Consider the following 12,847-nt stretch of genomic DNA (forward strand, 5'->3'; position numbering starts at 1 on the left):
GCGCTCTCAATGCTGGAGGAATAGATGAACGACGAATTTAAAGGCAAAAGCGGCAAGGTAAAAGTGATGTACGTACGTGATGAGGAGGGCGGTCAGAAGCCAAATCCCCGTACCGGCAAAGGCGGCCGTCCTGCTGCGCGCCAGGAAGATAATCGTCGCTCTGGTCCTCGCAGCACCCGTAATAATGAAGAGAGCGGTCGTCCGCGCACCGCCCGTGGCGATGATGCCGGGCGTTCGCGTGGTCCACGTGACGATGCTGGCCGTTCGCGCGGTCCGCGTGACGATAGCGCGCGCGGTCGTCGCAGCGATCGGGACGATCGCGGCTTCAGTGATTCACCGTGGCGCACCGTGTCACGTCCGCCAGTCGCCGCTGAAGCGGATGCGGGTGACGAAGCGGCCAGCAGCAAGCCGGTTATCGACCCGGAACTGATTCGCCGTCAGCGTCAGGAAGAGACGCGCGTATACGGCGAAAACGCCTGCCAGGCGCTGTTCCAGAGCCGTCCCGAAAGCATCGTCCGTGCCTGGTTCGTGCAAAGCGTCACGCCGCGCTTCCGCGAAACCCTGCGCTGGCTGGCAGCAAACCGCAAAGCCTATCACGTGGTGGACGACGCCGAGCTGGCGAAAGCGTCCGGAACTGAACACCACGGTGGCGTGTGCTTCATTATTAAGAAGCGCATGGGCATGCCGGTGGCGAAATGGCTGCAGCAGGCGCAGAGCAAAGACTGCGTACTGGCGCTGGAAGATGTCAGCAACCCGCACAACCTTGGCGGTATCATGCGCAGCTGCGCGCACTTTGGCGTCAAAGGTTTGCTGGTCAATGATGCCTCGCTGCTGGAGTCGGGTGCCGCAGTCCGCACGGCTGAAGGTGGTGCAGAGCACGTTCAGGCGATCAGCGGTGAAAGCTTTGCTGCGGGTCTGGAAGCATTCCGCAAAGCCGGTTACACCATCGTGACCACATCCAGCCATACCGGTACGCCACTGGCGCAGGCGGCGCTGCCAGCCAAAATGGTACTGGTGCTGGGTCAGGAACGTGAAGGTCTGTCAGACAGCGCATTCCAGCAGGGCGATATCAGCCTGTCGATTGGCGGTACCGGCAACGTTGAAAGCCTCAACGTCTCGGTCGCGACCGGTATCCTGCTCGCCGAGTGGTGGCGTCAGAACGCATAAATAAAAAAACGGGCCGCTGTGGCCCGTTTTTGTTTTTGTCACTCAGTGCGCGCCACCGCCGCCACCGCCCGCGCCAAACGGCGGACGGGCAAACCACACCAGAACCAGCAGGACCAAAAACACCCCCGCCGATGCCCAGAAGATCTCGTTAGCCGAGATAATCAGGCCCTGATTAGTAATTTGCTGGGCGATATAAGCCGACGCCTGCTGCTGCGTCATACCCATGCTTTGCAGCTGGTCATACATTTGCTGCGAATTCGGATTGAATGGATTAACCGATTCCGACAGGTAGCTGTGGTGCATCGATTCGCGGTCTGTCCACATGGTGGTGGTGATCGACGTTCCGATTGAACCCGCCAGCGTACGCACAAAGTTCGACAGGCTGGAGGCCGCCGCCATACGCTCTGGCGGCAAGCCGGACAGCGTAATGGTGGTCAGTGGCATAAAGAAGCAGGCTACCGCGAACCCCTGGATAAACTGCGGCCACGCGGAGGCACCGAAATCCATCCCCGGCTCAAACGTATACGCACGCCAGTAGAAGCACACCGCGTACATGATAAAACTAAAGGTTACCAGCCGCCGCATGTCCAGCTTATGGGCGAAGCGGCCAATGATCGGCGACAGAATCACCGGAATGATCCCCACCGGCGCCGATGCCAGCCCTGCCCAGGTGGCGGTATAGCCATATACCTCCTGGAGCAGCTGCGGCAGCAGGACGATCGATCCGAAGTACAGCATGTAAGCCAGACTGATCGACAGACAGCCGATGGTGAAATTTCGCTTCTTAAACAGCGACAAATCGACAATCGGGTGATCGTCGGTCAGCTCCCACACCAGCAGCACGGCCAGCGATACCACCGCGACCACCGTCAGCACGATGATTTCGGTTGAGCCAAACCAGTCGAGTTCTTTACCGCGGTCAAGCATCACCTGCAGAGAACCAATCCCCACCACCAGCAGCACCAGACCGACCATATCGATCGGGCGGATCTCAGTTTTGGTTTCGCGCCCGCGCAGGGTTTGCAGCGTCAGCATCACCACCACCACGCCAATCGGCACGTTGATGAAGAAGATCCAGCCCCAGTGATAGTTGTCGCTGATCCAGCCACCGAGAATCGGACCGCAGATCGGCGCAACGATCACCGTCATCGCCCACAGCGACAGCGCCACGCTGCGCTTGGCCGGCGGGTAGTTGTTCAGCAGCAAACTTTGCGACAGCGGAATCAGCGGACCGGCCACTACGCCCTGAATCACGCGGAAGAAGATCAGCATTTCCAGGCTTTCGGACATGCCGCACGCCCATGAGGCCAGCGCGAACAGAATGGTCGACCAGGTGAACAGCTTCACTTCACCGACGCGCTTTGCCAGCCAGCCGGTGATCGGGATCGAGATGGCATTCGCCACCCCGAACGAGGTGATCACCCAGGTGCCCTGCGAGTTGGACGCCCCGAGGTTACCGGCGATGGTCGGGATCGCCACGTTAGCGATGGTGGAGTCGAGTACCTGCATGAACGTCGCCAGCGACAGGGCGATGGTCATCAGGACTAACGGCGCACCTTCAAGCGGCTTTTGTGCCATAACAGCCTCCCGCGAGGTTATTGCGCGTTGGCACGGACAATGTCAGCGATCAGCTGGTTAACCGGCGCAAGGTCGATTGCCAGCGCGTTACTTTCATACGCGGCCTGGGTGCGGACATTGCTGGCCAGCGCGGCGCCATCTTTGTTCTGGGTATCTACTTTCACCAGCGTGGACAGGCCGATACGCAGCGGATGTTGCGCCACTTGCTGCGGATCGAGTTCGATACGCACCGGCAGGCGCTGTACCACTTTGATCCAGTTACCGGTGGCGTTCTGCGCTGGCAGCAGCGAGAAGGCGCTACCGGTGCCCATATCCAGACCAACCACTTTGCCGTGATACTCCACATCATCGCCGTAGATATCACTGATGACCGTGGCGGGCTGACCGATGCGCACGCCTGCCAGCTGCGTCTCTTTAAAGTTGGCGTCAACCCACAGGTTGGTGGCCGGCACCACCGCCAGCAGCGGTGTGCTGGTGGAGATCTGTGAACCGACCTGCACGCTGCGACGCGAGACATAGCCGTCCATCGGACTGCGGATGTCGGTGCGCTGCAGCGCCAGCCAGGCATCGCGCAGCTCAGCGGCGCTCTGTTTTACCGCCGGCTGGTTTTCGAGGTCGGTATTCAGGATCATCGCCTGGTTCGCGTTGTACTGCTGAATCGCCACGTCCAGCTGGGCTTTCGCCGTGGCCACGGCATCACGCGCGTGCTGCAGCTCTTCGCGACCAATCAGGTTGGCGGCACCGAGCGGCTCACGACGTTTCAGGTCGGATTCAGCCTGATCCAGCGCGGTCTGTTGCAGCTTGATGCTGGCCTGATACTGTTTGCCGTTGATCATCAGCTGGTGCGTCTGGCGCACGCTGGTGGCCAGCGCGGTCTGCGCTTTCTCGAATGCCTGCTGCGCATCGGTTTTATCCAGCGACACCAGAATGTCGCCTTTTTTCACCCGATCCGTATCCTCGAACCACACTTTATTCACGCTGCCGGAAACCTGGGCCATCACCTGCACCTGGTTGCCTGCCACGTAGGCGTCATCGGTTTCCTGGAAGTGGCGCAGCACCAGATACCAGTAAGCCAGATAACCCACACCAATCACGATAAACACGATAGCCAGCAGGATCAGCGCACCTTTGCGCTTCTTCTTTTTGTTCGCGGGCTGTTGCGGGCTTTGAGCTTCCGCTGTCGCACTCATGTCGTTCTCCACGTTTGCCATTTAGTCGGGATGTGTTGATCCATCAACACGGTCGCCCGAGTCGAAAAAGCCAGCGTTTGCAACGCTGGCCGGATAAAAGGGGATTAAAATAGCGATTTCGGGGGGTGATTGTGTCGCAGTTCTTGCTATTAACGCGACAGGGAAGCGATAACCTGATCTTCGTCCATTTTATCGAGACGGTTAAGCAACTTACGCGTGATGGCTTCCAGTTGCTCCTGCTCGGTATCGGTCAGCGAAGACCACAGATACTGCAGGCTCTGATGCTGTGGTGGCAGCAGCTGACGTAAGAATTCGTTACCTTTTTCCGTCAGGTGCAGGTGCAGGCAACGGCGATCGTTGTCGCTCTCACGACGCTCGATCCAGCCGCGCTTTTCCAGTTCATCAGCGATGCGCGTCGCGTTGGTGCGGGAAGAACCCAGCGCCGAGCTCAGCTCAGAAGGCTGAATGCTCTGGTTTTCCTGCGCGTCCAGCGTAATCAGCGCCATGAATAAAGTTTCGTTAATTCCCTGCGCCTTCAACATTTTGTTGCGATTATCCAGCAGCTTACCCTGCATGTGCATGCACAGACGGGTCAGGATGATCTCCTGCAGCGGAAAATCTTTGTGGCGATTAGCACGGATGTTTAGCATCTGCTCAATGGGAGTAAACGAGCTTTCCATTAAAAACCTCTTAGTTGCAACAAATATAATAATGAGGGTGACAGATTAAGCGTAGTCATATTTTCCGCCTGTGATTGTTTGCACCGTCACACTGTCAGCACCTGGCGTTCCAGGTCGGTCCATAACCCTGGGCTCTGCGCCCTGACCAGCCGCTTTGCAGACAAAGCCGCCATTGTCATCAATTCGCTAAGCGAAACCTTCAGTGGATTGAATAATTTCGCGAGTAAAAATAACTTAGGTGAATAACTGTGAGGCTAACCATAACAAAGCCAATCATTAATGAACAGTATCGCTCACCACTTTGCATTGATCTTTACGTTTTCTAAACACTTTTCCCGGCCAGCTTTGCTGGAGTAAATCAATGGGTTAATCGACAAGGCACCGGTTAGTCCGGGTAACGCGCCAGCATCAGCGGCGTGATGAATTCCGTTCGTCGTCTGCCGTATAACCGGCACGTGGCAGGGTGAATGCCATCGATAACGCAGACTCATCCTGGCGCGACAGACCCGATGCGGGCGGCGGAAAGGAGACATAGCTGGTGGGAAAAGCGGGTAAATAATCATATGTGGGTAATAGTAACCCAAAAAATTATTTCAATGTTGTGTTAATTAACAGGACGTACCAGTGCGCTATAGCGCACGCTTCGCTTACTGACGGGGCGGGAGGGCGGAAAATGGCGGCACCACGTGGCTGAGATGAGGTGCCGCGTGGGCTTATTTCGCCGCCGCCATGGCGTCGCTGACCCATTTATCAAATTCCGCCTGATGAGCTTTGATCCAGCCGTCAACGTGGCCGTTGATGTCCGCTTCTGAGGTGTGCCCGGCATGCATCGCGGCGTTCTCGGCATTGATGTCGCCAATCGGCAGCTTCATTTCAGCAAACAGTTTTGCCGCCGCCGGATTCTTCTCCGCCCAGGCTTTGTTGGCCACGATATGCATGGTGTTCACCGGGAAGCCATAGTTGGCGCCGTTGGCCAGTCTGGTATCCACTTTGCTCTGCGCGCCTGGCAGTGAGGAGAACGGTACCTGTAACCACACCACATCTTTGCCTGGCTTCAGCACGTCGCTGACCCAGTATGGCGTCCAGGTGTAATAGAGAATCGGTTTACCCTGTTTGAAGCGCGTAATGGTGTCGGCAATCATCGCCGAGTAGTTACCCTGGTTGTGTACCACGGTATCGCTCAGTTTGTAGGCCTCGATCTGATGGTTAATCACCGCTTCACAGCCCCAGCCAGGCGTACAGCCGGTCAGGTCTGCTTTGCCATCGCCATTGGTATCAAACAGTTTGGCCAGCTTTGGATCCTTCAGCTGCTCAATATTGGTGATGTGGTACTGATCGGCGGTTTTCTTGTCGATCAGATAACCCTGCGCGGCACCGCTGACGTAGGTGCCCTGGCGATAAAATTTATTATCACCGCCGGCGGCTTTATACATGTCGTCATGCAGCGGTTGCCAGTTGGTGGCGATAAACGTGGCATCACCGCCGGCAATGGTGGTGTAAGCCACGTTGTAATCCACTTCACTCGGCTTCTCAACGGTGTAGCCCAGCTTCTCCAGCGCGCGGCTCACCAGCAGCGTCTGGAAGGTCTCTTCGGAAATGGTACTCTGAGCCGGTTTAACGGTAATGCCTTTGCCCGGAAGGTCGGCGGCGGACACGTGCGTCGCGGCAACCGTGGTCAGGACGGCGGCGAATAGAGCTGTCTTGCGCATAGTCATTCCTTATTTTACGTGTGACGTCGGAGACGGGCGACCACAGCGGGCCGCCCAAAGAAATCAGGCTTTTTTACTGAATGGACGCAGCAACAAACCCAGCGGCCCGCTGCTGTACCAGTGGCGGCTGCCACGGCTGCGGCTGTCGCGACCTACCGACTGCGTCAGGCGGTCAAGAATGATGGCGAGGATCACGATACCGACGCCGCCCACGCTGGCGAGACCCATATCGAGACGGCCGATACCGCGCAGCACCATCTGGCCCAGACCGCCAACGGCAATCATCGAGGCGATGACCACCATCGACAGCGCCAGCATCAGCGTCTGATTGACGCCAGCCATAATGGTCGGCATCGCAAGCGGCAGCTGGACCTTGAACAGCATCTGGCGCGGGCTGGCACCGAAAGATTCACTGGCTTCGATCAGGTCAGCCGGCACCTGCTTAATACCGAGTATGGTGAGACGCACCACCGGCGGCAGGGCAAAGATAATCGTCACCACCACGCCCGGCACGTTGCCGATACCAAACAGCATGACGATGGGCACCAGATAGACGAACGCCGGCGTGGTTTGCATTGCATCCAGCAGGGGCCGCACGATGCGCGCCGCGCGCTCACTGCGCGCCAGCCAGATGCCAAGCGGCAGGCCAATCAGTACGCAGAACAGCAGGGCGGTGAGCACCAGCGCCAGCGTCACCATCGCCTGGGACCAGGCACCGATCATGCCAATCAGCACCAGCGATATTAGCGTGGCGAGGCCCATCGCCGGGCTGGCAATCTGCCAGGCAATCAGTGCGAACACGATGATCGCTACCGGCGCAGGCAGCCCCATCAGCAGTTGCTGGAAGGCGCTGAGGATATAATCCACCGGCACGCGAATGCCCTGAAATAGCGGACGGAAATGGGTAACCACCCAGTCGATGCCTTCGGTGACCCAGCGATCCAGCGGAATCAGCGTGGTGTGGAACGGATCCAGCAAACTGAAGTGCTCCGGTGCTGCGGCCGGTGCGCTGCTCAGCCAGTCGCTGCTGCTGACGGCATTGTGTCCACCACTGCTGGCAGCATCCGATGTACTGCCGGCGGCGTTGCCCCAGGCATCGGCGGCGCTGGCGCTGCTGTCAGCCGGTGTGCTGCTGCCTGTCGCGGACCACGGATCGCTGCTGGCTGCGGCGGCGTTGCTGGTGGCGGGTGGTGCGCTGGTCTGGCTGGCGTTTTCCCATGGATTGGCGTTTTGTGCACTCATGGCTGGGCTCCTTCACGATCTAAAGCGCGTAACAGCGTGCTTTTGGAAATGATACCGACGTACTGCTGATCTTCGCCGATCACCGGCACCGCACAGGGCGCCTGCGCGACGTGAGAGAGCAAATCGTTAAGCGAGGTATCGGCAGGAACCGCCAGCGGTGCGTCGAGCAGCGCGTTATCCAGCCCTTCACCTGCGGCGAGTGCCGCTTTCAGCGAGTCAGTGGAGACGACGCCGATGAATTTCTGTTTCTCCAGCACGTAGCCATATTCGCGGTCTTCATCCTGCAGCAGTTTGATCGCCGACCGCGGACCGAAACCGGCGGCCTTACGAATCAGCGCGCCGGCACTGCGGCGGGCGATATCTTTGGCGCTGAAGACGTGACTGATATCCACGCCGCGGAAGAAGGTGCGCACATAATCGTTGGCCGGATTATTGAGGATTTCATCCGGCGTGCCGACCTGCACCACTTCGCCGCCTTGCATGATGGCGATGCGGTCGCCAATACGCATGGCTTCATCCAGATCGTGGGAAATAAAGACGATGGTGCGCTGATGTTTCGCCTGCAGTTTTACCAGTTCATCCTGCATTTCCGTGCGAATTAATGGATCAAGTGCGGAAAAGGCTTCGTCCATTAGCAATATATCCGGATTAATCGCCAGTGCGCGGGCTAATCCAACACGCTGACGCATTCCGCCGGAGAGTTCATCGGGCCAGGCATGAGCATAATTTTCCAGTCCAACCTGACGCAGCGCGTCGAGCGCTTTTTCCTGCCGCTCCTGCAGCGCCACGCCAGCTAATTCCATGCCGAACGCGGTATTATTTAGCACCGTCATGTGCGGCATCAGTGCGAATGACTGGAATACCATGCTGATTTTATTTCTGCGCACATCACGCAATTCTGCGTCGGATATTTTGGCAATATCGACGCCATCAATAATCACCTGGCCGCGTGTCGGCTCGATCAGACGATTGAGAAGGCGAACCATAGTGGACTTGCCGGAGCCGGACAGCCCCATGATGACAAAGATCTCGCCTTCTTCAATGGCCAGACTGGCATTTTTGACGCCGAGTGAGAGGCCGGTTTTCGCCAGAATACTCTCTTTACTCTCGCCTTTTTCAATCAGCTTAAATGCCTTTTCGGGATGATCGCCAAATACCTTATATAAATTCTTTACTTCGAGTTTAATTGCCATGCAGTAATGAAATTCCTGGTTAAATGTCTGACTATTTCTTGTTGTACCCTGCGTAAATTTAAGCGCCTATACCGTAGCATAGTGAGATTATCTGACAACCCTTGACGGAAATATCTGGCGTGACAGGTATGGCGCGACAGTGGCTAATTCCAGTGCCTGCAAGGGATGAGACGGGATAAATTTTTTCTGGATTTTTTGTGAAATTAAACCGGTTTCGGCCAGAATTATCACTGGAAGGCGGATAAATCACGTTTAGTCAGGCGAAATATTCCGGCGATGAATGGCGCTAAATAGGTAAAATAATCACGCGCGGAATTAACGTTATTTCGGGGGGGACGGCGGGAATGCAGGAGAGGAAAATGAATGATCAGATCGTGGTGGGATCAGCATGAAATTAACCTGGTCGGCATAAATGCCGACCCTGTGGATGCATCATCAATATTACCGCTGGGGGCGCGTTCCGGTCGGCATGAATGCCGACCCTACAGATGCATCAACATAACTGCCGTAGGGCATGATTAACCCAACCGTAGGGTGCGCATTGATGCGCACCGCTTACGGTGCAATGCGCACCCTTTACCGCGCACCGCACGCGACTAAAAATTCCAGTCCTCGTCCTCGGTTTCAACCGCTTTGCCCATCACATAGGATGAACCGGAACCCGAAAAGAAATCGTGGTTTTCATCGGCGTTGGGCGACAGCGCCGACAGAATCGCCGGATTCACCGCCGTCAGCTCCGCCGGGAATAGCGCTTCGTAACCCAGGTTCATCAGCGCCTTGTTGGCATTGTAATGCAGGAAGGTTTTCACCTCTTCAGCCCAGCCCACGTCGGCATACAGCGCTTCGGTGTACACCACCTCGTTTTCATACAGCGCCAGCAATAAATCGATGGCGAACTGCTGCAGCTCAGCGCGGCGCGCGTCGTCAACGGTTTCCAGCGCTTTCTGGTACTTATAGCCGATGTAATAACCGTGCACCGCTTCATCACGGATAATCAGCCGAATCAGATCGGCGGTATTGGTCAGCTTGCCGCGGCTTGACCAGTACATCGGCAGCCAGAAGCCGGAGTAAAACAGGAACGACTCCAGAAAGACGCTGGCGATTTTCTTCTTCAGCGGATCGCTGGCGCGGTAGTGCTCCAGCACGATCTTTGCCTTGTTCTGCAGGGCGGCATTCTCCTCACTCCAGCGGTAGGCGGCATCCACGTCGGCGGTGTTACACAGCGTGGAAAAGATCGAACTGTAAGAGCGCGCGTGAACCGCTTCCATAAAGCTGATGTTCGACAGCACCGCCTCTTCATGCGGCGTCAGCGCATCTTCCATCAGCCCCGGTGCGCCAATGACGTTCTGAATGGTGTCGAGCAGCGTCAGACCGGTAAACACCCGAATCGTAAGCTGCTGCTGCTGCGGGTCGAGCGACTGCCATGCCGGCAGATCGTTGGACAGCGGCACCTTCTCCGGCAGCCAGAAGTTGCTGGTAAGACGGTTCCACACTTCGAGATCTTTCTCGTCCTGGATGCGGTTCCAGTTAATCGCCTGAATTTGTTTAAGTTGCATAGTCATCATCACAGTGCACAGGAAACGCAGCCCTGTACCTCCGTGCCTTGTAGCGCCATCTGACGCAGTCGAATGTAATAGAGGGTTTTGATGCCTTTCTTCCAGGCGTAGATCTGCGCTTTGTTGATATCGCGCGTCGTGACGTCATCGCGGAAAAACAGCGTTAGCGACAGGCCCTGATCGACGTGCCGGGTGGCTTCGGCGTAAGTATCAATAATCGCTTCGGGACCAATCTGGTAGGCATCCTGATACAGCTCAAGGTTGTCATTGGTCATAAACGGAGCCGGGTAATAGACGCGGCCGGTCTTGCCCTCTTTACGGATCTCAATGCGCGACACAATCGGGTGGATGCTCGACGTGGCGTGGTTGATGTAAGAGATGGAACCGGTCGGCGGAATCGCCTGCAGGTTCTGGTTATACAAACCGTGCTGCATCACCGACGCACGCAGCGCCTGCCAGTCCGCCTGGTCGGGCAGGGCGATGCCGGCATCGGCAAAAATCTGCGCCACCCGGGCAGTACGCGGCTGCCAGCTGTGTTGGGTATATTTGTCGAAATAGGCACCGCTGGCGTACTGCGACTGCGCAAAGCCGTCAAAACTCGTGCCGCGCTCCTGCGCCAGCAGGTTGGAGGTACGCAGGGCGTGATACGTCACGCAGTAGAAATAGAGGTTGGTGAAATCCAGCGCCTCTGGCGAACCGTAAGCCATACCCTCACGCGCCAGATAGCCGTGCAGGTTCATCTGCCCGAGACCGATAGCGTGCGAACGGCGATTGCCTTCCGCCACCGACGGCACGGAGGTGATGTCACTCATCTCGGAGACCGCCGTCAGCGCGCGCACCGCCACTTCCACGGTTTGCGCCAGGTTACGCGAGTCCATGGCGTGGGCGATATTCAGGGAGCCGAGGTTACAGGAGATATCTTTGCCGACGCGGCGATAGCTCAGGTCGTCGTGATACTCGCTGGCGCTGTTAACCTGCAGGATCTCCGAACACAGATTACTCATGTTGATGCGACCGGCAATCGGGTTGCTGCGGTTCACGCTGTCCTCATACATGATGTAGGGATAGCCGGACTCAAACTGAATTTCCGCCAGCGTCTGGAAGAAGTCGCGCGGCTTGATGAAGGTTTTGCGGATGCGATCGTCGGCCAGCATCGCCTCGTAGTGCTCGCTGATGCTGATATCAGCAAACGCCTTGCCGTAAATACGCTCAACGTCGTAAGGCGAAAACAGCGCCATATCGCGGTTCTCTTTGGCCAGCTGGAAGGTGATATCGGGAATCACCACGCCGAGCGACAGCGTTTTGATGCGGATCTTCTCGTCAGCGTTTTCACGTTTGGTATCGAGGAAGCGCAGGATATCCGGATGGTGCGCATTCAGCCACACCGCGCCCGCGCCCTGACGCGCACCAAGCTGATTGGCGTAGGAGAACGCATCTTCCAGCATCTTCATCACCGGAATTACGCCCGACGACTGATTTTCAATGCGCTTGATCGGCGCGCCGGATTCACGCAGGTTGGAGAGCAGAAACGCCACGCCGCCACCGCGCTTCGACAGCTGCAGCGCCGAATTCACCGCGCGGCCAATCGACTCCATATTGTCTTCAATGCGCAGCAGGAAGCAGGAGACCAGCTCGCCGCGCTGCTGTTTACCGCAGTTTAGGAACGTGGGCGTAGCCGGCTGGAAGCGACCGCTCAGCATCTCGGCCAGCACTTCCCGCGCCAGCGTTTCATTGCCGCGCGCCAGCGTCAGCGCCACCATGCAGGCGCGCTGCTCAAAGGTTTCCAGATAGCGTTTGCCGTCGAAGGTTTTCAGCGTATAGCTGGTATAAAACTTCCACGCACCGAGGAAGGTGTGAAAACGGAAGCCCCAGGCGTCAGCCTCTTCGTGCAGCTGGCACAGGAAGGCGAAATCGTACTGGTTCAGTACCCCGGCTTCATAATAGCCTTCGGCCACCAGATAGCGCAGACGCTCGCCGTGCGAGTCGAATGGCACGCTGTTGGGCTGCACGTGCTGCAGGAAAAACTGGCGTGTGGCTTCATGATCTTTGCTGAACTGGATGCGGCCATCGGCGTCATACAGGTTCAGCATCGCGTTGAGCGCGTGGTAGTCCAGCTGTGTGCTGTTCAGGGTGTCTGTCGTTGCCAAAATTGGGTCACTCCCGCTTTAACATGGGCAATATCGTCGGCGGTTCCCATCAGCTCAAAGCGGTAGAGATAAGGAACCTGACATTTCTGCGCAATGATGTCGCCGGCCAGGCAGAAGCCCGCGCCAAAGTTGCGATTGCCTGCAGCAATCACACCGCGAATACCGCGCCGGTTGGCGTCATCATTAAGGAACTGAATCACCTGTTTCGGCACTGCTCCACGCGCGCTGCCGCCGCCGTAGCTCGGCACCACTAAAATGTAGGGCTGGTCGATGTGCAGGCGCTGCGTGGCGTCGAGCGGAATACGCCGCGCAGGCAGGCCGAGACGGGTGATAAACCGGTGCGTGTTTTCCGACTGGCTGGAAAAATAGACCAGTGGAAACATCG

Annotated in this window: 10 protein-coding genes; 1 reads left to right on the plus strand and 9 read right to left on the minus strand. The window is 57.3% G+C overall.

Annotated elements, in window-relative coordinates; all coding sequences use genetic code 11:
- The first annotated feature begins 24 nt into the window (after positions 1-24).
- On the plus strand, positions 25-1,167 hold the full coding sequence (locus K7H94_RS04635; RefSeq protein WP_222951719.1) for a tRNA/rRNA methyltransferase: 1,143 nt from the start codon (positions 25-27) through the stop codon (positions 1,165-1,167).
- Between the two features lie 42 nt (positions 1,168-1,209).
- Here the strand turns inward: K7H94_RS04635 and emrB are convergent, their stop codons facing one another.
- The 9 genes from emrB to nrdI form a co-directional block, all read right to left on the minus strand.
- The gene (gene emrB, locus K7H94_RS04640; protein WP_021506464.1) at positions 1,210-2,745 is read right to left on the minus strand and encodes a multidrug efflux MFS transporter permease subunit EmrB; all 1,536 of its coding nucleotides are present in this window, start codon (positions 2,743-2,745) and stop codon (positions 1,210-1,212) included.
- 17 nt (positions 2,746-2,762) lie between these two features.
- The gene (gene emrA / locus K7H94_RS04645; protein WP_222951720.1) at positions 2,763-3,935 is read right to left on the minus strand and encodes a multidrug efflux MFS transporter periplasmic adaptor subunit EmrA; all 1,173 of its coding nucleotides are present in this window, start codon (positions 3,933-3,935) and stop codon (positions 2,763-2,765) included.
- A 149-nt stretch (positions 3,936-4,084) separates the two neighbouring features.
- Positions 4,085-4,615, minus strand: coding sequence for a transcriptional repressor MprA (mprA, locus tag K7H94_RS04650; protein WP_021506466.1), 531 nt, complete (start codon positions 4,613-4,615; stop codon positions 4,085-4,087).
- Positions 4,616-5,328: 713 nt separating this feature from the next.
- A complete protein-coding gene (gene proX / locus K7H94_RS04655; protein WP_222951721.1) occupies positions 5,329-6,324 on the minus strand; it encodes a glycine betaine/L-proline ABC transporter substrate-binding protein ProX in 996 nt (331 codons plus the stop codon).
- Positions 6,325-6,387: 63 nt separating this feature from the next.
- Positions 6,388-7,566 (minus strand): glycine betaine/L-proline ABC transporter permease ProW, encoded by a 1,179-nt coding sequence (proW, locus tag K7H94_RS04660; RefSeq protein WP_222951722.1) that lies wholly within the window; start codon positions 7,564-7,566, stop codon positions 6,388-6,390.
- Positions 7,563-8,759 carry a glycine betaine/L-proline ABC transporter ATP-binding protein ProV gene (gene proV / locus K7H94_RS04665; protein WP_021506469.1) on the minus strand — a complete coding sequence of 399 codons (1,197 nt, stop codon included), beginning with the start codon at positions 8,757-8,759 and terminating at the stop codon, positions 7,563-7,565. Before proV ends, proW begins: the two co-directional genes overlap by 4 nt.
- 596 nt (positions 8,760-9,355) lie before the next feature.
- On the minus strand, positions 9,356-10,315 hold the full coding sequence (gene nrdF / locus K7H94_RS04670; RefSeq protein WP_058758447.1) for a class 1b ribonucleoside-diphosphate reductase subunit beta: 960 nt from the start codon (positions 10,313-10,315) through the stop codon (positions 9,356-9,358).
- Positions 10,316-10,323: 8 nt separating this feature from the next.
- Positions 10,324-12,405 carry a class 1b ribonucleoside-diphosphate reductase subunit alpha gene (gene nrdE / locus K7H94_RS04675; protein WP_245001411.1) on the minus strand — a complete coding sequence of 694 codons (2,082 nt, stop codon included), beginning with the start codon at positions 12,403-12,405 and terminating at the stop codon, positions 10,324-10,326.
- 35 nt (positions 12,406-12,440) lie between these two features.
- Positions 12,441-12,845, minus strand: coding sequence for a class Ib ribonucleoside-diphosphate reductase assembly flavoprotein NrdI (gene nrdI / locus K7H94_RS04680; RefSeq protein ID WP_021506472.1), 405 nt, complete (start codon positions 12,843-12,845; stop codon positions 12,441-12,443).
- Positions 12,846-12,847 lie beyond the last annotated feature (2 nt).

It is taken from the genome of Pantoea dispersa (assembly GCF_019890955.1).
Classification (GTDB): Bacteria; Pseudomonadota; Gammaproteobacteria; order Enterobacterales; family Enterobacteriaceae; genus Pantoea; species Pantoea dispersa.